Source organism: Bradyrhizobium sp. USDA 4452, from assembly GCF_054063575.1.
In genome coordinates, this window is record NZ_JBSSGK010000001.1 from 4,907,039 (window position 1) to 4,928,212 (window position 21,174).

The 21,174-nt window shown below is 65.2% G+C and carries 21 protein-coding genes; 10 read left to right on the top strand and 11 right to left on the bottom strand.

What is annotated here, in order from left to right; genetic code table 11:
* Nucleotides 1–17 precede the first annotated feature (17 nt).
* Nucleotides 18–1,643: an FMN-binding glutamate synthase family protein gene (locus ACVISU_RS23525; protein ID WP_456708464.1), complete on the top strand. Its 1,626-nt coding sequence runs from the start codon at nt 18–20 to the stop codon at nt 1,641–1,643.
* 53 nt (nt 1,644–1,696) lie between these two features.
* Here ACVISU_RS23525 and ACVISU_RS23530 read toward each other — a convergent pair whose 3' ends face one another.
* From ACVISU_RS23530 to ACVISU_RS23565, 8 genes are all read right to left on the bottom strand, one after another.
* Nucleotides 1,697–3,172 (bottom strand): FAD-dependent monooxygenase, encoded by a 1,476-nt coding sequence (locus tag ACVISU_RS23530; protein WP_456708465.1) that lies wholly within the window; start codon nt 3,170–3,172, stop codon nt 1,697–1,699.
* A 166-nt stretch (nt 3,173–3,338) separates the two neighbouring features.
* Nucleotides 3,339–4,649, bottom strand: a complete 1,311-nt coding sequence (locus ACVISU_RS23535) for an ABC transporter ATP-binding protein (protein ID WP_050403936.1) — start codon at nt 4,647–4,649, stop codon at nt 3,339–3,341.
* Nucleotides 4,650–4,662: 13 nt separating this feature from the next.
* A complete protein-coding gene (locus tag ACVISU_RS23540) occupies nt 4,663–6,399 on the bottom strand; it encodes an ABC transporter permease (protein WP_050403817.1) in 1,737 nt (578 codons plus the stop codon).
* Entirely contained in the window at nt 6,396–6,536 is a 141-nt protein-coding gene (locus tag ACVISU_RS23545) for a hypothetical protein (RefSeq protein WP_157113275.1), read from the bottom strand. The genes ACVISU_RS23540 and ACVISU_RS23545 overlap by 4 nt, the downstream gene beginning before the upstream one ends.
* Nucleotides 6,537–6,726: 190 nt before the next feature.
* A complete protein-coding gene (locus ACVISU_RS23550; protein ID WP_456708466.1) occupies nt 6,727–8,721 on the bottom strand; it encodes a carbohydrate porin in 1,995 nt (664 codons plus the stop codon).
* A 313-nt stretch (nt 8,722–9,034) separates the two neighbouring features.
* Entirely contained in the window at nt 9,035–9,277 is a 243-nt protein-coding gene (locus ACVISU_RS23555; RefSeq protein ID WP_456708467.1) for a hypothetical protein, read from the bottom strand.
* Nucleotides 9,274–10,917 (bottom strand): Nramp family divalent metal transporter, encoded by a 1,644-nt coding sequence (locus ACVISU_RS23560; RefSeq protein ID WP_456708468.1) that lies wholly within the window; start codon nt 10,915–10,917, stop codon nt 9,274–9,276. The genes ACVISU_RS23555 and ACVISU_RS23560 overlap by 4 nt, the downstream gene beginning before the upstream one ends.
* Nucleotides 10,918–11,068: 151 nt before the next feature.
* On the bottom strand, nt 11,069–11,383 hold the full coding sequence (locus tag ACVISU_RS23565; RefSeq protein ID WP_456708469.1) for a hypothetical protein: 315 nt from the start codon (nt 11,381–11,383) through the stop codon (nt 11,069–11,071).
* Nucleotides 11,384–11,720: 337 nt separating this feature from the next.
* On the opposite strand from ACVISU_RS23565, the gene ACVISU_RS23570 reads away from it, so the two are divergent.
* Nucleotides 11,721–11,990: a metal-sensing transcriptional repressor gene (locus tag ACVISU_RS23570; RefSeq protein ID WP_050403822.1), complete on the top strand. Its 270-nt coding sequence runs from the start codon at nt 11,721–11,723 to the stop codon at nt 11,988–11,990.
* A 193-nt stretch (nt 11,991–12,183) separates the two neighbouring features.
* On the opposite strand, the gene ACVISU_RS23575 is transcribed toward ACVISU_RS23570, so the two are convergent.
* Together ACVISU_RS23575 and ACVISU_RS23580 are read right to left on the bottom strand one after the other, a co-directional pair.
* Nucleotides 12,184–12,447 (bottom strand): hypothetical protein, encoded by a 264-nt coding sequence (locus ACVISU_RS23575; RefSeq protein ID WP_456708470.1) that lies wholly within the window; start codon nt 12,445–12,447, stop codon nt 12,184–12,186.
* 502 nt (nt 12,448–12,949) lie between these two features.
* Nucleotides 12,950–13,756, bottom strand: a complete 807-nt coding sequence (locus tag ACVISU_RS23580) for a creatininase family protein (protein ID WP_456708471.1) — start codon at nt 13,754–13,756, stop codon at nt 12,950–12,952.
* Nucleotides 13,757–13,900: 144 nt separating this feature from the next.
* Here ACVISU_RS23580 and ACVISU_RS23585 point away from each other — a divergent pair, with 144 nt between their 5' ends.
* The 8 genes from ACVISU_RS23585 (at nt 13,901) to ACVISU_RS23620 (ending at nt 20,736) form a co-directional block, all read left to right on the top strand.
* Complete coding sequence (locus ACVISU_RS23585) at nt 13,901–14,944, top strand: ABC transporter substrate-binding protein (RefSeq protein ID WP_050403825.1); 1,044 nt, start codon at nt 13,901–13,903, stop codon at nt 14,942–14,944.
* Nucleotides 14,945–14,960: 16 nt separating this feature from the next.
* Nucleotides 14,961–15,764, top strand: a complete 804-nt coding sequence (locus ACVISU_RS23590) for an ABC transporter ATP-binding protein (RefSeq protein WP_456708472.1) — start codon at nt 14,961–14,963, stop codon at nt 15,762–15,764.
* On the top strand, nt 15,761–16,549 hold the full coding sequence (locus ACVISU_RS23595) for an ABC transporter permease (protein WP_456708473.1): 789 nt from the start codon (nt 15,761–15,763) through the stop codon (nt 16,547–16,549). Before ACVISU_RS23590 ends, ACVISU_RS23595 begins: the two co-directional genes overlap by 4 nt.
* On the top strand, nt 16,549–17,532 hold the full coding sequence (locus ACVISU_RS23600; RefSeq protein ID WP_050403828.1) for a 2-hydroxyacid dehydrogenase: 984 nt from the start codon (nt 16,549–16,551) through the stop codon (nt 17,530–17,532). Before ACVISU_RS23595 ends, ACVISU_RS23600 begins: the two co-directional genes overlap by 1 nt.
* On the top strand, nt 17,532–18,227 hold the full coding sequence (locus ACVISU_RS23605; protein WP_050403829.1) for an AprI/Inh family metalloprotease inhibitor: 696 nt from the start codon (nt 17,532–17,534) through the stop codon (nt 18,225–18,227). Before ACVISU_RS23600 ends, ACVISU_RS23605 begins: the two co-directional genes overlap by 1 nt.
* Before the next feature lie 292 nt (nt 18,228–18,519).
* Nucleotides 18,520–18,915: a YciI family protein gene (locus ACVISU_RS23610; protein ID WP_456708474.1), complete on the top strand. Its 396-nt coding sequence runs from the start codon at nt 18,520–18,522 to the stop codon at nt 18,913–18,915.
* 87 nt (nt 18,916–19,002) lie between these two features.
* Nucleotides 19,003–20,286, top strand: coding sequence for an RNA polymerase sigma factor (locus tag ACVISU_RS23615; protein ID WP_456708475.1), 1,284 nt, complete (start codon nt 19,003–19,005; stop codon nt 20,284–20,286).
* A gap of 72 nt (nt 20,287–20,358) precedes the next feature.
* Complete coding sequence (locus tag ACVISU_RS23620; RefSeq protein ID WP_456708476.1) at nt 20,359–20,736, top strand: hypothetical protein; 378 nt, start codon at nt 20,359–20,361, stop codon at nt 20,734–20,736.
* On the opposite strand, the gene ACVISU_RS23625 is transcribed toward ACVISU_RS23620, so the two are convergent.
* Nucleotides 20,726–21,163, bottom strand: a complete 438-nt coding sequence (locus ACVISU_RS23625) for a hydrogenase (RefSeq protein ID WP_456708477.1) — start codon at nt 21,161–21,163, stop codon at nt 20,726–20,728. The genes ACVISU_RS23620 and ACVISU_RS23625 overlap by 11 nt on opposite strands.
* Nucleotides 21,164–21,174: the final 11 nt, after the last annotated feature.

The following is a 21,174-nucleotide window of genomic DNA, read 5'->3' on the forward strand; positions in this document are numbered from 1 at the left end:
GCAGACCGGGGGATTCCATGGATACGATAATGCTTCCGTTCTCGCCGCGCTTCATCGTGCTGACGATCTGCGCCGTCGTCACCGCACTGCTGCTGCTGGTCGGGATTTTCGACCACAAGGTCTTCAAGATCGTGGTCATCCCGCTCGCGATCTTCGGCGCGCTGACACTGCTCGGCATCCGCGACCTGACGCAGAAGAACCATGCAGTGCTGCGCAACTACCCGATCTCGGCGCATATGCGCTTCCTGCTCGAGGAGATCCGCCCGGAGATGCGGCAGTATTTCTTCGAGAGCGAGAAGGACGGCATGCCGTTCTCGCGCGACACCCGCGCGTTGGTCTATCAGCGCGCCAAGATGGTGCTCGACAAGCGGCCGTTCGGCACCCAGGAGGACGTCTACCGCGAGGGTTACGAGTGGATGCATCATTCGGTGGCGCCGAAGCCGCGTGCCGAGGAGAAATTCCGCATCACCATCGGCGGGCCCGACTGCACCAGGCCGTATTCGGCCTCGGTCTTCAACATCTCGGCGATGAGCTTCGGCGCGCTCAGCCCGAACGCGGTGCGGGCGCTCAACGCCGGCGCCAAGAAGGGCGGCTTCGCCCACGACACCGGCGAGGGCGGCGTCAGCCCCTATCACCGCGAGATGGGCGGCGACATCATCTGGGAGATCGGCTCCGGCTATTTCGGCTGCCGCAACCGTGACGGCACCTTCAATCCGGAGCTGTTCGCAAGCGTCGCGGGCGACGATCAGATCAAGATGGTCGAGCTCAAGATCAGCCAGGGCGCCAAGCCCGGCCATGGCGGCGTGCTGCCGGCCGCGAAGGTCTCCGAGGAGATTTCCAAGATCCGCGGCGTGCCGATGGGCGAGGACTGCATCTCGCCGGCCTATCACAGGGCATTCTCGACGCCGCTGCAGATGATGGAGTTCGTCACCCAGATGCGCAAACTGTCGGGCGGCAAGCCGGCCGGTTTCAAGATGTGCATCGGCCATCCCTGGGAGTTCCTGGCGATCTGCAAGGCGATGCACGAGAGCGGGCTGTATCCCGACTTCATCGTGGTCGACGGCAATGAGGGCGGCACCGGCGCCGCGCCCCTCGAATTCATGGATCATTTGGGCATGCCGATGCGCGAGGGCGTCAATTTCGTCCACAATGCGCTGATCGGCATCGGCGCACGCGATCGCATCAAGATCGGCGCTGCCGGCAAGATCGCGACCGCCTTCGACATGGCGCGCGCGATGGCGATCGGCGCCGACTGGTGCAATTCGGCGCGCGGCTTCATGTTCGCGCTCGGCTGCATCCAGTCCTTGAGTTGCCACACCGATCGCTGCCCGACCGGAGTCACCTCGCAGGACCCGATCCGCAACCGCGCGCTCTACGTGCCCGGCAAGATCGAGCGCGTTTACAACTACCATCACTCGACCCTGCACGCGCTGACCGAGCTGCTCGCGGCCGCCGGCCTCGAGCACACGCAGGAGCTGCGTCCGATCCACTTCTCGCAGCGAAGCTCGACCACCGAGGTTTCCTCCTTCGCCGAACTTTATCCGACACTGCGCCCCGGCGAGCTGCTCGAAGGCACCCAGGACCGTCGCTTCCGCGACGCGTGGGCGATGGCGCGCGCGGACTCGTTCCAGCCGGCGGGGTAGGGGCGTCGAACAATCCATAGGCCGGATTGCGCTGCGCCCCATCCGGGCTACGCTCACGATGTGTGGGTCGGCGCACCGAACCATTTGGTCAGCGCCTCGGCGAGTCCCGCCTGACTCCGGTTCCCGACCCACGCCACGTAGCCGTCGGGCCGGACCAGCACCGCGCCGGGCGCCGGCACCGTCCCGAGTGCCGGTAGCTCCCACGCGCCGGCGTAATCGGCATCGACCAGCCGAACCCGGTCGATCCATCCCGCGATGTCGATGCTGCCGGGCTCGTCAAGATTGAGCAGCACCGGCTGTGCCTGGTGCAGCAGCGTGAAGACCCGTGGCGGGCCGTTGGTCGTCACCAGATCGAGATCGGGCATGCGGCGTCCGAGCAGCGGATGGCCGTCGCCGAGATCGTAATGCAGGTCGAGGCCCGACATCATCGCGGCGAACTTTCGGCGTGGCCCGTCCATACGCAGCAATTCGGAGACGACCTCGTGCAGTGCCTTGCTTCGTGCATCGGTCCGGCTGAGCGCGACATGCGCCATGGTGTTGCGCAGCACGCGGGCCGCAACCGGATGCCGTTCGGCCTGATAGGTGTCGAGCAGGCTGTCCGGCGATGTCTGCTTGATCACCTGGGCGAGCTTCCAGCCCAGATTCACTGCGTCCTGCACGCCGATATTGAGGCCCTGTCCGCCCATCGGCGGATGCACATGGGCGGCATCGCCGGCCAGCAGCACGCGCTGCTTGCGGTAGGTCACGGCCTGCCGGGTCATGTCGGTGAAGCGCGATATCCAGACCGGGCTGTGGATGCCGAAATCGGTGCCGTAGACCGCGACCAGCCGCTCGCTGACCTCGCGCAGGGTCGGCTCCCGGTCGGTGCCGAGCTGCCGCTCGGTCAGCACGAGCCGCACCCGGTCACCGTCTTCCACCTTGCCGATGGCATAGATGCCGGCGTCGTCCTGGCGAAAGCCCCATTCAGGTTCGTCCGACATCTCGGCCTCGGCGATCAGCCAGCTGCTGCTCGGATCGCACCCGGCGAATTCGATGCCGGCCGCCTTGCGCACGAGGCTGCGGCCGCCGTCGCAGCCGACCAGATATTGTGCCCGGAGCACCTGGCCATCCGACAGTGCGACGTCGACGCCATCCTCGTCCTGCGCGAAGCCGGTCACCTCGCGGCCGCGATCGATCGGCACCGCCAACTCGTCGGACCATTCGCCGAGCACACGCTCGATATGGTTCTGCCGCAGCCCCAGCGTGAAATTGCGCCGGGTCGGGAAGTCGCTGATCTCGAGCGGAACCAGATGGGAATGGAACAGCACCGCCGGATGGCGCGTCCCCAGCGCGACGAAGCGGTCGCCGATGCCGCGCTGGTCGAGCACCTCCATGGTGCGTGCGTGCAGACCGCCCGCCCGCGCGCCGATCAGGTCCGCCACCTCGCGCCGTTCGACGATCGCGACATCGACACCGGCCAGCGCCAGCTCGCACGCCAGCATCAGCCCGGTCGGCCCTCCGCCGGCAATCACCACAGCATGTTCCCGCATCGCGCACTCCTCCGTTCGATTGGGCGCGCGTTCTACGGGATGACCCCGGGCTTGCGGCAAGCCCGGGGGGGCTACATATATCTGAGTGGGGAGAGGGCGCGTGCCGTCCCGACGCAATCGGCGATGGTTATGGTCCCTGGTCGCGCTTCCCTTACACGACCGCTGGCTAGTGCGGATTTTCCAGGCTGAACAGCTCCGACTGCTCATCATACGCGAATAGCTCGGCGTAACGGCCCCACGACACGATCGTCTTCAGCGTCTCGTCGGCATAGTCTTCCGACATGTAGTCTTCCAGTTCGTTGCGGAAGCGCGCTGCCGGAGCCGAGTGCGACGGCCGCTCATCGAGGACGCGGCGGATCAGACCCATCACCGGCACGTAATTGACGAGGTGCTCCGCGAACAGCCGCTTGCGCGCGTCGGTTTCGAGGTGGGCGAATCGCTTGCCGGCATCGCTCAGCATCAGGTCGCCTTCGCTCAATTGCGCGAACCGCAGCAATTGCAGCGCTTCGCCGAGGTGAAAGATCTCGTCAGCCTCGAGCTGCAGATGGCCTGCGAGCACCGGCAGGTCGGCGTGCCCGTTGTAGGGCGGTCCGGCAAGGGTCTCGATCAGGCCCGAAAGCACGTTGGACGAGACGTGGTTGAGGATCATCCCGACGCCGCTGCCCGGGATGCCCTCGAGGGCCGGCGTCTTGGGCTCCGGGCGCTGCGTCATGCGGGCATAGATGCTGTCGACCAGTTGCCGAAACATTGGATCTAATCGGTTACGCGGATGCGGCAGGTCGACCTTGATCTCGGCTGCGACGCGTCCGGGATTGGACGAGAATACCAGGATGCGATCGCACATCAGGACCGCTTCCTCGATGTTGTGCGTCACCATGAGCACCGATTTGATCGGCAGCCGACCCTCGATCCAGAGGTCGATAAGATCGGTGCGCAGCGTCTCGGCGGTGAGCACGTCGAGCGCCGAGAACGGCTCGTCCATCAACAGCAGGTCCGGATGGACCACCAGCGCCCGGGCAAAGCCGACGCGCTGTCGCATGCCGCCCGACAGCTCCTTGGGATAGGCCGACTCGAACCCGTCGAGGCCGATCAGGTCGATTGCGGCGAGCGCCCGCTTGCGGCGTTCGGCGCTATCGATCCCCAATGCCTCAAGTCCGAGCTCGACGTTCTGCAGAACCGTCAGCCAAGGGAACAGCGCAAACGACTGGAACACCATCGCGACCCCGTTCGGCGGTCCCTTGATCGCCTCGCCCCGGCATTTCGCGTCGCCGGAGCTTGGCGCGACCAGGCCGGCGATGATGCGCAGCAGGGTTGATTTGCCCGACCCGGAGCGCCCGAGCAGGCCCACGATCTCGCCCGAACGCAGCGTCAGGTCGACCTTCTCCAGCACCAGCAGCTCCTCGCCGCTGCCCTTGGGAAACGACCGGCAGACGCCACGGATATCGAGCAGGCTGGGTTGGTTGGGTTGATCGAGCATGCAGCCCTCCTGATTAGCCAAGGCGAAGGCGGCGCTCGCCAAAGGCATACAGCGGCCTCCACAGGAGGCGATTGAACAGTGTTACCAACACGCACATGATGGCGATGCCAAGAACGACCCGGGGGAAGTCGCCGGCTTCGGTCGCTTTCGCGATGTAGGCCCCGAGGCCTGTCGCGGTCAGATGGGTATCGCCCCAGCTTGCGACCTCCGCGACGATCGAGGCATTCCAGGATCCGCCCGAGGCAGTGATGGCGCCGGTGATGTAATAGGGGAAAATCCCGGGCAGTACGACCTTGACCCACCACCGCCATCCCTTGAGGTGGAAACTGCCGGCAGCCTCACGAAGATCGGTCGGGAACGCGCTGGCGCCCGCGATCACATTGAACAGGATGTACCACTGGGTGCCCAGGATCATCAGCGGACTGAGCCAGATATTCGGGCTCAGGCCAAAGCGGACGATGATGACCACGAACACCGGAAAAGCGAGATTGGCGGGAAACGCCGCCAGAAACTGCGCGAGCGGCTGAATCCGCTCGGCGAGCTTTGGCCGCAGCCCGATCCACACTCCGATCGGGACCCATATCAGGGTGGCCAGCGCGATCAGCACGGCCACGCGCGCCAGAGTGATGAATCCGTATCCAATTGTGGTCACGACGTCGGACAGGTCGAGTGTCGCCGACAGATATTGATAGCTCTTCCAGGCGGCATAGCCGGTGCCGGCCAGGATGGTAGCGAGCCAGACGGCGTCGATCACGCGAGACTGCCGCTCGCTCCCGCCCTTTGACGCTGCGGCGAGACGCGGAAATCCGATATGCAAGTTCGAGACGGCCCGGTTCAAGGCCGTGAACGGATAGGTCAGTGCGCGCAGCGCGCGGGTCCGCCGAAACAGATCGAGCATCCACGAGGTCGGTGCGCTGGCCGAGGCGGTCTGCTCGAACCGGAATTTGTCGGCCCACGCCACCACCGGGCGAAACAGCAATTGATCGTAGGCGATGATCACCAGAAGCATCGCGAGGATCGCATAGCCGATCGCCGTCAGGTTCTTTTCCTGGATGGCCAGAGCGACATAGGAGCCGATGCCGGGCAGCGTCACGGTGGTGTTTCCGACGGTGATGGCCTCGGAGGCCACCACGAAGAACCAGCCGCCCGACATCGACATCATCGTGTTCCAGATCAGGCCCGGCATGGCGAACGGTACGTCGAGCCGCCAGAACCGCTGCCAGCCGGTCAGATGGAAGCTCTGGGAAGCCTCCTCCAGATCCTTGGGCACATTGCGCATCGACTGGTACATGCTGAAGGTCATGTTCCAGGCTTGGCTGGTGAAGATCGCGAACACGCATGCCAGTTCGGCGCCGAGCACCTTGCCAGGAAACAGATTCAGGAAGAAGACGACCGTAAAGGTGAGAAAGCCGAGGATCGGTACCGATTGCAGGATGTCGAGCAGCGGGATCAGGACGATCTCGGCGCGCCGGCTCTTCGCCGCCAGCGCCGCATATATGAACGTGAAGACGATCGAGCAGGCGATCGCCAGCAGCATGCGCATCGTCGTGCGCAAGGCGTATAGCGGCAAATTAGCCGGATCGAGCGATACCGGATTGACGTCGAGTGTCGACAGCGGAAGCGTGGTCTGCTCGCCGCCATAGACGAGCGCCACCATGGTGCCGATGATGAGGACCAGCGCGACCACGTCCCAAACGTTTGGCCGCAGCACCTGTCCCAGAGCCGGCGTCCGGATATCCTGCAGGTTCATTGCGAACGCCTTGTCTGGGATTTGCAGTGCAACCGGCTGGAGAACGCGGAGGTCAGCCCGCGATCGACGTTGTGACTTGCGATGAGTTGATCGCCGGTACTGAGGTTCTCGTCGCTCGCGAGCGCGTCGTCAGCCATCAGCATTCGTCCGCCGTGCTCAATCGATCTGTCCACTGCGCGAAATCCCGATCGGTTGGTTGACGTTGTCGATGCGTACCGAGCGTCTGCCACCCTCCGGATCGCTCCAGCCGTCGCGTTCCTGATAAGGCAGGGGCGCTGGGGGTGGCAATGCCCCCAGCGCCCCTGTTCGTCGGGAGAGCGCCATTGCTCAGAACTCGCCGTGGATGCGGCCGGAGAAGATGTGCACCGGGCCGCGGTCCGCGTTGTAGGCGGGGTTGGTGATGAACTGATAGTCCGCGGTCAGCGTCAGGTTCTTGTTCACTTGATAGGCGTAGTAGGTCTCGAGGATACGTTCGGGGCTGTAGTTCAGCGCGCCGTCGCCGATCAAGAGACCGAGGCCGCCGGCGGCGAGGTAGTCGCGATGCGCCGAAGACAGCCCGTTGACCGCGCCGCCGATGCCGATCGTGTCGTTCGCCCGGCCCCAATAGCTGCCCTTGATCGACAGGCCGCCCGAGACGCTGCGATCGACATCGGTGAACGACAGGATCTCGTTCCGGCCGTCGTTCCAACTGAGGCGCCCGAACAGGCCGACATCGGTCGCGATCTGCTGCTCGCCGTTCAAATAGAAGCCGTACTTGGTGTTGTCCTTGCGGATGCCGGCCATCACGTCGTTGATGTCGAGTCCCGGATTGGCGTTCTCGATCGCAAGCGCCTGGGCGTAATTGCCGCTGAAGCCGCGATTGCCGAACACGCCGACGCGTACCTTGCCGGGTTGGTCGAAGATCGAATAGCGGCCCTCGAATTCGACCACCGCGCCGCCGTTGTTGGCGTTCGAGACCAGCACATCGCTGTTCGGTGCGTTGGGCACCTGGAACACGCCGGCGCGCACCGCCCAGTCCTTGCGGTTGAGCTCGACCACGGCACCGCGGGTGTAGCCGGGCAAATCTGCCGGGAAGTCGTAGGCCGCGGAGGCCCACATTGCCCAATTCATGAAGTCGGCGCGCGGATCCTTGGCGTAGGAGTTGCCGTCGAAGAAATCGCCGATTGCGAAACGGCCGACGATCAAGGTCAGGCGATCGATGTCGCGCTTGCCCGCGATCTGGTTGAGACCGTCGGGAACGTCTTCCTGTTCGCCGCCAAGGCCGAAGGTCTGCTTGAAATAGTAGCGCTGCGGCCGGATCCTCGGATATTCGGCGCCGGCCTTCTGTGCCTCGCCGTTCGGGAAGCCGGCAAGGCCGAGCGTGCCGTTGAGGCCGAAGCCCTGCGCCGTCTCAGGGTTGAAATAGAGCTCGCCGCCCTCCCACAGCCGCACGCCGAGGAAGGCAGTCGTGGTCCAGGTCTGCTGCGCCTGCCCGCCGGCCGGAAGGCTGTTGGTGCCGCTATAGGCGGAGCGAATCGCCGGGTAGCCCTGCCCGATCAGCGTCGTCTGTGCATGGACGGACCAATTGTCGGCTTCCGGCAGTAGGGGCTTGGCCGGCGTCGCCGACCAGGGCGAGTCGCCAAGCTGGTAGTTCAGCCCGAATTTCAGCATCTGTAGCCGCGGGTCGATGCTGACGCCGGGCATGCCGAAGTCGTTGAGGCCGAGCGTACGGCGCGACAGGTCGACGTAGTCGTATTCGAGTTTGGCCGTCCAATTGCCGCTCAGCGCAAATTCGGCGCCGGCGCCGACCGTCCAGCCGGTTTGATACTGGCCGGGCTCCGAGATCACGTTGCCGGCGGCATCATTGACCCTGACCTGGGTGCGGCCCCAGGCGAAGCCGCCGGTGACATAGGGCATCCAGCCGTTGAAGGCGTAACCGGCGCGGCCGCGCACGGTACCGACATAATCGATCGAGCTGTTGAAGGGGCCGAGCATGCGCCGCGGCAGATCGACCGGGCCCACGAATGTCGCATCGGCCTCGACGCCGAGCACGAAGCGGTTCCCGAGCTGATGATTGTATCCGACCTGGAAGCCACCGATCCCTCCGATGATGCTGTGCGGAAAGAAGACGGCCTGCAGGGGAAGCGGATTGGTATCGGGACCGAGGCGGCCGTCGCCATAGCCGACATGGCCGCCGACGTAAAAGCCGGTCCAGCTGTAAATCGCGTTCAAGGTCGGTGCCTTGACGGCCATGTCGGCCGCGGTCGCCGGCGTCCCGAAGGCGGCAGCCCCGAGGGCTGCGCCGGCAGCGATCTGGACCCGAAAGAGGCGAACGCAGGTCATGGCGCGACGATCCCCCACGCTCGGTTGGAGGTATTCCCTGCCATCACTGCAGATTTGGCGGCCGCTTGCCACCCGAGATTTGAAGTCATCGCCCGCCATCCCCGGTCCGATCCGTGTTGTCCCGTCCAACGCCAGATCAGCAACTAACATTCCGGGTTCCTTATTGCAAATGGTTCGCAATAGCAACTGGGGCACGCCAGATGCCTCCCGGTGTGCACTGCCTGTATGACAGTCGCGTAACGGGGCAAAGCCGCCTGCGTGGTTCACTGCATTTCGCCGTGCCGGTGTTGCAGTCATGCCGAGCGCCCACCCTTCATTCGATGCCGTCATGGTCTTTAGCTTTCTGTGTCGAAGTGAAATCCGGGCGCGACCTTCTTCCCAGCGCGATCAGCGCGCCGGTTCGTTCGAAGGATCGTGCCACTGAGAGCGCCGCCCGCAGCCCGGCGGCGGAGATAGTGCGTTTCAGGTAGAGCGCGGTGGCGCTGCGCAGGACGGCGCTCGCCATCCGAAGCAGCACGATCGCGCCCCATCGCCGGCCGCGACCGAGTGTCGTCACGCCCCCACCGTGGCGAGCTGCACGATGCGCAGCAGCACGAGGCCGGCAGCGACGACCAGATAGCCGCGCAGCACGATCATCCAGATCCGGCTCAGCGGGCTGAGCCGGGCCGGCGGCAGCCGGTCGAGCGGCGGCATCCGCCAGGTGTCGCGGTTGAACAGCGGCGGCTTGTTCTTGAAGCGGAACGACGCGCTGCGGCGCGACGACATCTCGTACAGCTTGACCAGCGCGGTCACCGCGAGTGCCAGCGCGCTGCCGCCGGCCAGGATGCCGATGATCCACTGCTCGCCGAGATCGGGGAACAGCACCGAGGCGGTCAGGATCACCGACAGCATCACGAGGCCCGCGACCACGGCGCCGGTGAACAGGTTCAGCCGGGTCGAATTGATCCAGGGGCCGAGGATGTGGCGGTCGTTGCAGAGCAGCAGCAGGAATACGGTCGCGCTCGGCAGCAGCACACCGGCCAACGTCTGCACTGCGTTGGTGAGCAGGCCGAGCGGCGTGCCGGGCGTCAGCACCAGCACCGCGGCGAGCACGATCAGCCCACAATAGACGCTGTAGAAGCCCTTCGCGTCCCGCGGCTTGCGGTGCAGCGAATGCTTGACCGCGAACACGTCGCCGATCGCGTAGGCCGTCGAGAGGGAAACCGCCGCCGCGCCGATGATGCAGGCATCGAGCAGCGCGAGGGCGAACAGCACCGCCGGCAGCCGGCCGGCATATTTCTCGAGCCCGACCGCGGTCCCCAGAGCGTCGGTGTAATTGCCGAATTCGGGCTTTCCGCCGAACACTTCGGCACAGAACGAGATCATCGCCACCGCGCCGACCACGACCAGCACGATCCCGATGCACAGATCCATCCGCTCATATCGGATGAAGCGCGGCGTGATCCGCTTGTCGACGATGTAGCTCTGCTGGAAGAACAATTGCCACGGCGCCACCGTGGTGCCGACAATGGCGACGATCAGCAGCATCACCTCGCTGAGCTTGGCACCCTCGGGCATCTTCGGCACGAAGAAATCAGCCGCGATCTGCCCGATCGGCGGATGCACCATCAGGATGACGGGCACCAGCAGCAGGCTGCCCGCGACCAGCACGATGCCGAAGCGCTCGAAGCGGCGGAAGTCGCCGGTCGAAACCGCCAGCATCACGATGACGGCCGAGACCAACACGCCCCAGAACTGCGAGACGCCGAGAAAATGCAGCGCAAAGGTTATGCCGATGAATTCGGTGACGATGGTCAGCGCGTTCAGCACCAGCAGGTCGATGACGCTGAAGGCGCCCCAGAACTTGCCGAAGCGCTCGAAGATCAGCCGCGCATGGCCGACGCCGGTGACCGCGCCGAGCCGCACCACCATCTCCTGGTTGACGTAGAGCACGAGGATCAAGAGCAGCAGCGTCCACAGCAGCGTGGTGCCGTAATTCTGCCCGGCCTGGGTATAGGTGCCGAAGGCGCCGGCGTCGTTGTCGCCGACCATCACAATCAGGCCGGGGCCGACGATCGCAAGCAGGGTCTTCAGCCGGGCCGGCAATGTCGCGCGCGGGGCGGTGTCGTCGCGCGCGATGCTGCCGAGCGCGCCGTGGATGTCGCCGGCATGCGCGCTGTCGAGAATGGCGGTTTGGGTGGTGTTGCCTTCGGTCATTTCGCGTCTCCTCGCCGCCTTTCGGGCACGGCGAGGGGGACGCAGGCGTCGTCAGGCGCGCACGTCTCCGCTGCCGTGAGCAGCGGCATTTCCAGATGTGATGCAGTTCAAGGATCCCGTTGCTGCGTGTGACAGCCGCGCAACGGGGCAACTAGGTCCTTCGTCCATGTCGGCCTCCCAGGCGTACGGCCGCGGCGTGACGCGCGCTCGCGCGCAAGCCGAAACGCCGGCCCGCGCGCCGCTGACGGTCGAGATCGCCGCCGGTGTCGTCGATGGTCCACCGGCATTCCAGGCGGCCGTCGATCAGGATCCAATGACAGGCCGGGGTTGGACGCCGGCGGTCCACCGGGCGGCGAAAACCCGGCAGGTTGTCATTGGAATAGGTGGCCGCCCGCGGCGGGATCTGCCGCGGCTCGACAACGCGCCGCGGGCTTGCTTGCCGGAATTTTGCGAGCTTTTCGAACATCGCTCACCTCCACTTCCGCTGTCGCGCGGCAGGCCGGTGAGGAGCAGGCGGTTATGCGAGGCGCGACCACCTATCCACGCAGGCGAAATCTGCGCGATCAGTCTTGCTATGTTGCGGCGTCAACAGTCCCGTTGTCGGTCTACTGTCGCCTGAGTTGCTACTGCCCATGTGCCTTCTGTGTTGGCTCGTGGTCGGGTTGGTGTCCGGGGTCAGGCCCCGGTGCGGAACGCATGTTCCGACAGTTGGGCACTACGCCTGCCACAATGGCCTGTCAAGCCGATTCTGCTATCCTCCGGGGAGGATCGCGATTATCCTCCGGGGAGGATAGGAGAACCGAATGTCAGACGACCATCCGCACGCAGCGATCGCCCGGCGCCTGAAGCGCGCCAACGGCCATCTCGAGACCATCGTCGAGATGATCGAGCAGGGCCGTCCATGCGCGCAGATCGCCCAGCAATTGCAGGCAGTGGAGAGCGCGATCGAGAGCGCCAAGAAGGCGCTGATCCACGATCACATCGGCCACAGCCTGGAAGAAACGCTGAAGGCATCGGGTCCGAAGGGCCGCAACGTGCTGCGCGACTTCCGGCTGATCGCGAAATATCTGTGATCGCCGCGTTCAAGAATTGACCCGCCCGGGGGATCACCGGACGTGTCGTGCGCGACACGGGGTGGATGAGGACCCGCGCCGAACGCAGGATCCGCAGCCTAGAGCCTAGTCGGCTCTAGATTCTTAGCTTGACGTGTTTTCTTCACGCGAACCGGTGCCCACTTCGCTCGAAAACACTATGAAGACCCGTCGATCAGTAGCAGGAGCGCACGCGGCCGATGTAGTTGCCGTAGGCGTCGAACTGGCGCACCCAGGCGCAGCGCCGATAGCCGCCGTCGTAATAGCCGTCACTGGCCGCGATCGCGCTGCCGACGATGGCGGCGCCGACGAGGCCCGCGCCGACGCCCCAGCCCCAGCCATACGGCTTGGCATTGGCCTGCGACGTGGTTGACGCGATGGTGCCGGTCACGGCGAGCGTGGTGAGGGCGAGGGCGGCAAACCTGGTCTTGATCGACATGGGATACTCCATCCTATTTGAGCGCGGCGCCGGTGTGGTCCGCATGCCCGTTGGACGGAGGCTTTCCGGTTCCGGTTCGAAGGATCGTGACGGAAATATGGTTTCGTGAATTGTTTCGTCGGCCCCGGCCGGGACGAAGGAATTCCCGGTGCTATGACACAAACGCCAAAAGGGGCGGCAAGCTAACCATTACTGCAAATGCTTTTTTAGGAAGTCAAACAGGAGTCCGCCTCCAACGAGGTAGGGGAGCAGAAGCATCCACAGAAGGCGATGAAACTGGCGCAACATGATCTGCCCTCTCGCGTCAAGTTGGTCGTAGGAGGGAGCGCTTCTGAGCAATCGTAACTTCCACTTGCTGACGCCGGGTAAGATGCGCTGCGAGAATCCAAATTCGGGTTCCAAGAATTACGAAACCAACAACCCAGCAAAATTGAAGCAGATCAAACCAAGCTGGCATAAGGCCTCAAATCTCTTTCAGCGCCATAGCGTCAAGAATTCGCGATCAGTTGCCGTCAAACGCGCCCGGATCGAACCTGTCGACGTCGGCCAGCAGCTCGCAGAACGCGCGCGCGCCGTGCTCGATCAGCTGCTCGCCCTTCTTGGCCGAGGCTTGGGTCGCATCGCCGATTGCGCCGCTCGGATTGAGGTCCTGCGCCTGCCAGGCGAACGGCGCCGGCCGCTGGGTCGACAGGAAACGGTGATCCTTCTCGATCTGCACGCTCGCGGGCTTGAAGTCCGCGATCGCATCCTTGCGCACATGTTGCGGATACTTGGCCAGCATGATCGAGGTCTCGACCGCGCCGCCATGGATGCCATGGCGCAATTCGTCGGCATCGAACAGGCCGTCCGGCGTACCGAAACGCGACCAGCTCGTGGTCACCACCAGCATCTTGTGTTGCGCGCGCAGGTCCTGCGCCACGAGCTGCATCGCGGCGGAATTGCCGCCATGGCTTGTCACCATCACGAGCTTCCTGACGCCGGCGCGCGCCACGCTCTCGCCGAGTGCCATCCAGCTGTTCAGCGCCACCTTGGCCGGCAGGGTCAGCGTGCCCGGAAAATCGATGTGCTCGGTGGAGATGCCGACCGGCTGCAGGGGCAAGAACGTCGCCGGGATGGCCGCCGGCAGCAGCTCCCGAACCCGCGCCAGATACGCATCGCCGATCATGACGTCGGTTCCGAGCGGCAGGTGCGGCCCATGCTGCTCGGTCGCGGCCAGGGGCAGCACCGCAATCCAGCGCGCGGCCGCGTCCTTGGCAAGGTCGGGCCAGTGGATGGCGGTCCAGTCACGGGGCGGAAGCTGAGAAGTCATCAAGCCAGTCGTTTCAATACAAGCGTTTCATGGGATGGATTTGCAGGATAGTTTGTTTAACATCGGTGAGGCGTTCGCGTCTCCTGGCGCGGTGCACGTCTTTCCGCTTCCATCATGGGCCATAATGATCGACGGAGTCCAACCATGATCCCGGCCTTTTTGCCGCGAGCGTTAACCACGGCCGTTCTGGCCGCCACCCTCGGCGTTTCCGCAGGCCTGCTCCCGGCGCGGGCGCAGAGCTCGGACAAGACTCTGGACAAGGTCTCGTTCGGCACCAATTGGGTCGCCGAGGGCGAGCATGGCGGGTTTTTCCAGGCGCTCGCCGACGGCACCTACAAAAAATACGGCCTCGATGTCACCATCGTGCCCGGCGGTCCCAATGAGAACAACCGGATGCTCCTGATCGCGGGCAAGCTCGACTTCTTCATGAGCGCGAACTCGCTGCAGACCTTCGATGCCGTCACCAATAACGTGCCGCTGGTCGCCGTCGCTGCGATGTTCCAGAAGGACCCGCAGGTCTTCCTGACCCATCCCGAGGTCAAGGTCGGCAAAATCGAGGATCTGAAGCCGCTGACGCTGCTGATCTCGAAGGAAGGCATTACCAGCTACTTCCAGTGGCTGAAGTCGGAATACGGCTTCGACGAGAACAAGGTGAAGCCCTACACCTTCAACCCGCAGCCCTTCATCGTGAACAAGCAGACCGCGATGCAGGGCTACGTCACCTCGGAGCCGTTTGCGGTGGAGAAAGCCGCCGGCTTCAAGCCGAACGTGCTGCTGCTCGCCGATTACGGCTTCAACTCCTACTCGACCTTGATCGAGACCCGCCGCGACCTCGTCGACAAGAAGCCCGATCTGGTGCAGCGCTTCGTCGATGCCTCCATCGTCGGCTGGTACACCTACGTCTACGGCGACAACTCGGCCGGCAATGCGATGATCAAGAAGCTCAATCCCGAGATGAACGACGAGCTGTTGGCCTATTGCGTCGCCAAGATGCGCGAGCACGGCATCGTCGATTCCGGCGATTCCATCAAGAACGGCATCGGCGCCATGACCGACGAGCGGATGGCGAGCTTCTTCGACAAGATGGTGCGCGCCGGCGTGGTCAAGAGCACCATCGACTATCGCCAGGGCTACACGCTGCGCTTCGTCAACAAAGCGGTCGGCGTCGAGCTCAGGCCGAAGAACTGACCGGTGCGGACGCGCGATGGCGGAGCCTGCGTTGTCGGGACCTGATGCCGGATCGGCCGTGCGCCTGCGCGGCGTCAGCAAGACCTACGACGGCGGCGTGACGGCGCTCGGGCCGCTCGACCTCGATGTCAGGCGCGGAGAGTTCGTTTCGCTGCTCGGGCCGTCCGGTTGCGGCAAATCCACCGCGCTGCGGCTGATTGCCGGCCTCGCTACACCCAGCGCCGGCACGGTCGAGCTCTCACATCATGGCGCGGCGCGGCGCGGCAGCCATCCGATCGGCTTCGTGTTTCAGGAGCCGACCCTGATGCCGTGGGCGACGGTGCGCGACAATGTCCGCCTGCCGCTGAAGCTCGCCCGGCTGCCGGCGGCCGACGCCGATGCGCGCATCGAGGCCGCGCTCGATCAGGTCGGGCTGGCCGAGTTCGCGGCGGCCTACCCGCGCGAACTGTCCGGCGGCATGAAGATGCGGGTGTCGCTGGCGCGCGCGCTGATCACCGATCCCGACATCCTCTTGATGGACGAGCCGTTCGCCGCGCTCGACGAGATCACGCGCTTTCGTCTCAACAATGATCTGTTGTCGCTGTGGCGCGATCTGCACAAGACCGTCATCTTCGTGACGCACTCGGTGTTCGAGTCGGTTTATCTCTCCGAGCGCGTGATCGTGATGACGGCGCGCCCGGGCCGGATCGGCGCCGAGTTTCGCATCACCTCGCCGGAGTTGCGCGGCGAGGAGTTCCGCACCTCGGTCGAATATGCCGCGTTCTGCCGCGAGGTCTCCAATGCACTGGCGCCGTCCTATGCAGGGCAGGCGGGCGCATGAAATCTCCGCAGGACCTCATTCGTTTCGTGTTGCCGGTCGCGGTGTTCGCCGCCGGCCTCGCGCTCTGGGAAGCGATCGTCCGCGCCTATGGCATCCAGCCCTACGTGCTGCCGAGCCCGCTCCTGGTGTTGAAGACGCTGGTTGCGGACTGGCCGGTGCTGTCGCAATCGCTCGGTGTCACGCTCTTGACCACGCTCGAAGGTTTCGTTGCTGCCGCGATCGGCGGCGTCGTGCTGGCGCTGCTGTTCAACCAGTCGAAATGGCTGGAATATTCCCTGTTCCCTTACGCGGTGGTGCTGCAGGTCACGCCCGTGATCGCGATCGCGCCGCTGCTGCTGATCTATCTGCAGCAGCAGACCGCCGTGATCGTCTGCGCCTGGATCGTGGCGTTCTTTCCGGTGCTGTCGAACACGACGCTCGGCCTCAGCTCGGTCGATCGCAACCTCGCGGGATTGTTTCAACTTTATGGCGCATCGAAGCTGCAGACGCTGCTGCTGCTGAAGCTGCCCGCGGCGCTGCCCTATATCCTCGGCGGCCTGCGCATCGCCGGCGGCCTGTCGCTGATTGGTGCCGTGGTCGCGGAGATCGCGGCGGGCAGCGCCGGCGCCGGCTCGGGCCTCGCCTTCCGGATCGCTGAATCGGGCTACCGGCTGAATATTCCCCGCATGTTTGCAGCACTTCTGCTGCTATCGCTGGCCGGGATTGTCATCTATGGGGTGCTGGCGCTAGTTTCGCACCTCTTGTTGCGGCGTTGGCATGAAAGCGCGTTAGGAAAGGACAATTGATGGCCCCGATTTCTTCCGAAAAGATCGATCTGTTGGTTTACGGACCGATCCGGCCCATCCTCGAAAACGGCTTTTCCGATCAATATGTGCTGCACCGGGCCGAGAGCCGCGGCGACCTCGAGCGGCTGACCCCCGACACGATGGCCAAGATCCGCGGCATCGCCGTCACCTATCACACGATGGCCACCGACAAGACCGCGATGGCGATGTTTCCCAAGCTCGAGATCGTCGGCAGCTTCGGTGTCGGCTACGACCACGTCGATTCCGCCTATGCGCGGGATCACAATATCGTGGTCACCAACACGCCCGACGTGCTGACCGAGGAGGTCGCCGACGTCGCGATGGGCCTTTTGATCGCGACGCTGCGCGAGTTCATCAAGGCCGACCGCTACGTGCGCTCCGGCCTGTGGCAGACCCAGAACTATCCGCTCAGCGTCGGCTCGTTGCGCGACCGCAAGATCGGCATCGTCGGCATGGGTCGCATCGGCCAGGCGATCGGGCGTCGGCTCGAGGCCTCGCGCGTGCCGGTGTCCTATCATTCGCGCAATCCGTCCAAGGACGTCGCCTACAAGCACTATCCCGATCTGATCGAGATGGCGAAGGCGGTCGACACCCTGATCGTCATCGTGCCGGGCGGCGCCTCGACGGCGAAGATGATCAATGCCGACGTCTTGAAGGCGCTCGGCCCGCGCGGCGTGCTGATCAATGTCGCGCGCGGCTCTGTCGTCGACGAGCCGGCGCTGGTCGCGGCGCTGAAATCCGGCACCATCCTCGCCGCCGGTCTCGACGTGTTCGCGGCCGAGCCGAACGTGCCGGACGAGTTGAAGGCGATGCAGAATGTCGTGCTGCTGCCGCATATCGGCTCGGCCTCGGTGGTCACGCGCAACGCGATGGACCAGCTCGTGGTCGACAACATCACGAACTGGTTTGCCGGCAAGCCGCCGCTGACGCCGGTTGCCGAAACGCCGGTGAAGGGCCGCTGATGTCATTGTCCCGCTTCAGCGTCGCGCTGCTTGTGCTGCTGGCCGCGTGCGGTCCGGCAGCCGCGCAGGACGTCTCGACGTTGAAGAAAGACATGATCGGGCAGTGGGAGCTCGCTACCACCGAGCGCAGCAAGACCTGCGTCGTGACTCTGAAGAGCGATGCGACGCCTTTAGGTTTCAAGCTCGAGCTCGAGCCGGCCTGCGCCGCCGCGTTGCCCTTCACCAAGGACATCGCGGGCTGGAGCATCAAGGGTCTCGGCGACATCGTGCGGCTGCACAACGCGGCCGGCGAGGCGGTGATCGATTTCACCGAGGTCGAGACCGGCATCTTCGAGGGGATGCGCACCAATGAGGGCGTCTACATCCTGCAAAACCTTGCCGCTGCGCGCGCACTCGCCAAGTCGATGGACCAGATGATCGGCGACTGGTCAATGGTCCGCGGCAACGGTCAGGCGATCTGCGCCCTGGTGCTGACCAACACCGACGCCGGCAACGACAATTTCCAGGTGTTCCTGAAAGGCAAATGCGATCCCGCGGTCGCGGCCTTCAACCCGACGCTGTGGCGGCTCGACCATGGCCAGATGATCCTGATGTCGCCCAAGGGCGAGACCTGGCAGTTCGAGGCGGACGACAACGCCCAGTGGCGCCGCGTCCCCGACAGCGCCGACCCGCTGATCATGCTGCGGGAGCAGTAAGGGGGCGGCGCGCGTCTGAACCTCCCCCTTGGAAAGGGGAGGTCGCTTTGCTCGTAGAGCGGAGCGGGTGGGGATCCGCTCTCTCCGCTTGCAGCTGTGTCTGCGGTTGACCCCCATCCCGACCTTCCCCCTTTCAGGGGGAAGGAGAAGGGGCCTTGGCCGAGATGTTGTCTTCTGCCCCCCAAAATAATTCCCTTTTCCTTGTCGATCCGACGCACCCCGGATCGTCGTTCCCCATAGCGAGCTGGTTTGCGGCGACTATCGTCGCTTCTCGCCCAACAGGAGTTTTCCGATGCGGTTCATGTATATCGTCACCTCCACCCACCCCCCTCGCCCGCCGACGCCGGCCCTGATGGAGGCGATGGGCAAGCTCGCCGAGCGGGAGATCAAGGCCGGCCGCATGATCGATACCGGCGGGCTGCTGCCGGTCGCGATGGGGGCCCAGGTCCGCATCACCGACGGCAAGCTCAATGTCATCGACGGGCCGTTCGTCGAGGCCAAGGAGATGATCGGCGGCTACGCGATTTTCGAGCTCCGCAACAAGGAGGAGGCGGTCGCGGCCGCCGTGGAGTTCATGCAGCTGCACAAGGAGCACATGCCCGGTTGGGACGGCACCTGCGAGGTGCGCCCCTTCGCCTCGCCGGGCGTCGACGGCGCCTGCCAGGTCGATGTATCCGCCATCGCTTGATGCGGAACGGACAGGGCGCGTTCGCGCGAGGCGGCCTCCGGTTCGCGTGAAGACGACGCATCAGGACGGCAATCCAGGTCGGCGGCGATGACGGCCGCCGACATCCAGGCGACGATCCTTGCGGTGTGGCGCATTGAGCAGCCGCGGCTGATCACCAGCCTGTCGCGGATGCTGCGCGACGTGCCGCTCGCCGAGGATCTGACCCAGGAAGCGCTGATCGCGGCGCTCGAGCACTGGCCGCTCAGTGGAGTGCCGGAGAAGCCGGGCGCCTGGCTGATGGCGACCGCCAAGCGTCGTGCGCTCGATCATATCAGGCGGAGCCGCATGCTGACCGCAAAGCACGGCATGCTGGCGCATGATCTGGTGCGGGAGCAGGAGACCATGCCCGATTTCGATTCCGCGCTCGACGACGATATCGGCGACGAGTTGCTGCGGCTGATCTTCACCGCCTGCCATCCGCTGCTGTCGCGCGAGGCGCGCGCGGCGCTGGCGCTGCGGATGATCTGTGGCCTCACCACCGGCGAGATCGCGCGCGCCTTCCTGCAGGCGGAGGCGACCATCGCCCAGCGCATCGTGCGGGCTAAACGCACGCTGTCGGAATCCGGTCTCGTCTACGAGACGCCGCGCGGCGAGGCGCTGTCGGAGCGGCTCGCCTCCGTGCTCGAGGTCGTCTATTTGATCTTCAACGAGGGCTATACCGCGGCGAGCGGCGACGAATGGCTGCGGCCGCAGCTCTGCAACGAGGCGCTGCGCATCGGCCGCGTGCTGACTTCGATTGCGCCGCACGAGCCGGAGGCGCACGGATTGCTGGCGCTGATGGAGTTCAACGCCTCGCGGATGGCGGCGCGCACCGACGCCGCCGGCGAGCCGATCCTGCTGATGGACCAGAACCGCGCGCAGTGGGACCGCCTGCAGATCCGCCGCGGGCAACTGGCGCTGGCGCGCGCCCGTGAGCTCGGCGGCGGCGGCGGATTCTACGCGCTGCAGGCCGCGATCGCCGCCTGTCACGCCGAGGCCGACACGCCTGCTGCCACCGACTGGCGGCGCATCGCCGCGCTCTATGGCGATCTCGCCGCGCTGCTGGATTCGCCTGTCATCGCGCTCAACCGCGCGGTCGCGATCGGCATGGCCGAAGGCCCCCAAGCGGCGCTTGCGATCGTCGACGGCCTCGCCGACGAGCCGGCGCTGAGAGCCTACCATCTGCTGCCGAGCGTGCGGGGCGATCTCTTGCACCGGCTGAGCCGCTTCGACGAGGCCCGCGCTGCGTTCGAGGCCGCCGCCGCATTGGCCGGCAATGCGCGCGAGCGCGAGTTGCTCAAGCGGCGCGCCGCGGTCGCGGCACGCGCCGCCCAGCAGCAGGCCGGTTACTGACCTCCCGTCCGCGATTTCGACTCAAACCCGCGGCATGCTCGGGCGAGATGCCTCGGACCGGGAACCGCGACCATGACGAAACCATCCGTGCTGGCGATCGGGCTCGACCCCACCTTTGTCGATCTGTCCGTCATGCCGCAGTTTACGCCCGAACTGGTGCGCAGCTATATCGACGCGCAGATCGAGGGCCTGCGAACACTGGGCTACGACGTCGACAGCTGCCTGATCGATCTCGGCGAGACTGCCGAAGCGGTGACGGCGGCGGCCCTGAACGCCCGCCGCCATGATTGCGTCGTGATCGGCGCCGGGCTGCGCGAGCCGCCGGAGCGGCTGCTGCTGTTCGAGACCATTCTCAATCTGGTGCACCGGCTCGCGCCCGGCGCCGCCATCTGCTTCAACACCAATCCGGCCGACACCGCTGCTGCCGTGCAGCGCTGGGTCAAGCCTTAGGCGCAATGCGCGCCACCTTGCCGCGCAGCCCCCACAGCAGCAGGATCGATGCCGCGATGATCGCAAGACCGATCGAGACGAAGCCTGTGGTCACCAGCGTTTCCTGCCACGGCGCGGCGCCACGCCCGGCCGCCGTGATCGGCGACAGCGCGCCGGTTCCGAGAGCGGCGGCGAGCGTCGTCACGGCCCAGTTGCCGTACGTTCCGCATAGCAGCGCCCAGTAGGCCGCGACGCTCGCGCGGGGCGACAGCCTGACCTCGCTCCAGATCGCGCCGACGGCGAGCAGGAACGTGCCGTTCATCACGCCCTCGAGATGAGCTGCGAGCGCCATCCGCACATTGGTGAAGTGCTGTTCGATGAGGCCGGTCAACAGCCCGATCAGGAACAAAGCCATGCCGTGAAAAAGCAGCCGCCGCCGATCATCCATGTCGCCCCCTC

Bases quoted from the DNA above. Each gene is read 5' to 3' on its own strand.
- ACVISU_RS23525 (WP_456708464.1), top strand. From the start codon at position 18: ATGGATACGATAATGCTTCCGTTCTCGCCGCGCTTCATCGTGCTGACG.
- ACVISU_RS23530 (WP_456708465.1), bottom strand. From the start codon at position 3,172: ATGCGGGAACATGCTGTGGTGATTGCCGGCGGAGGGCCGACCGGGCTG.
- ACVISU_RS23535 (WP_050403936.1), bottom strand. From the start codon at position 4,649: ATGCTCGATCAACCCAACCAACCCAGCCTGCTCGATATCCGTGGCGTC.
- ACVISU_RS23540 (WP_050403817.1), bottom strand. From the start codon at position 6,399: ATGAACCTGCAGGATATCCGGACGCCGGCTCTGGGACAGGTGCTGCGG.
- ACVISU_RS23545 (WP_157113275.1), bottom strand. From the start codon at position 6,536: ATGGCTGACGACGCGCTCGCGAGCGACGAGAACCTCAGTACCGGCGAT.
- ACVISU_RS23550 (WP_456708466.1), bottom strand. From the start codon at position 8,721: ATGACCTGCGTTCGCCTCTTTCGGGTCCAGATCGCTGCCGGCGCAGCC.
- ACVISU_RS23560 (WP_456708468.1), bottom strand. From the start codon at position 10,917: ATGACCGAAGGCAACACCACCCAAACCGCCATTCTCGACAGCGCGCAT.
- ACVISU_RS23565 (WP_456708469.1), bottom strand. From the start codon at position 11,383: ATGTTCGAAAAGCTCGCAAAATTCCGGCAAGCAAGCCCGCGGCGCGTT.
- ACVISU_RS23570 (WP_050403822.1), top strand. From the start codon at position 11,721: ATGTCAGACGACCATCCGCACGCAGCGATCGCCCGGCGCCTGAAGCGC.
- ACVISU_RS23575 (WP_456708470.1), bottom strand. From the start codon at position 12,447: ATGTCGATCAAGACCAGGTTTGCCGCCCTCGCCCTCACCACGCTCGCC.
- ACVISU_RS23580 (WP_456708471.1), bottom strand. From the start codon at position 13,756: ATGACTTCTCAGCTTCCGCCCCGTGACTGGACCGCCATCCACTGGCCC.
- ACVISU_RS23585 (WP_050403825.1), top strand. From the start codon at position 13,901: ATGATCCCGGCCTTTTTGCCGCGAGCGTTAACCACGGCCGTTCTGGCC.
- ACVISU_RS23590 (WP_456708472.1), top strand. From the start codon at position 14,961: ATGGCGGAGCCTGCGTTGTCGGGACCTGATGCCGGATCGGCCGTGCGC.
- ACVISU_RS23595 (WP_456708473.1), top strand. From the start codon at position 15,761: ATGAAATCTCCGCAGGACCTCATTCGTTTCGTGTTGCCGGTCGCGGTG.
- ACVISU_RS23600 (WP_050403828.1), top strand. From the start codon at position 16,549: ATGGCCCCGATTTCTTCCGAAAAGATCGATCTGTTGGTTTACGGACCG.
- ACVISU_RS23605 (WP_050403829.1), top strand. From the start codon at position 17,532: ATGTCATTGTCCCGCTTCAGCGTCGCGCTGCTTGTGCTGCTGGCCGCG.
- ACVISU_RS23610 (WP_456708474.1), top strand. From the start codon at position 18,520: ATGCGGTTCATGTATATCGTCACCTCCACCCACCCCCCTCGCCCGCCG.
- ACVISU_RS23615 (WP_456708475.1), top strand. From the start codon at position 19,003: ATGACGGCCGCCGACATCCAGGCGACGATCCTTGCGGTGTGGCGCATT.
- ACVISU_RS23620 (WP_456708476.1), top strand. From the start codon at position 20,359: ATGACGAAACCATCCGTGCTGGCGATCGGGCTCGACCCCACCTTTGTC.
- ACVISU_RS23625 (WP_456708477.1), bottom strand. From the start codon at position 21,163: ATGGATGATCGGCGGCGGCTGCTTTTTCACGGCATGGCTTTGTTCCTG.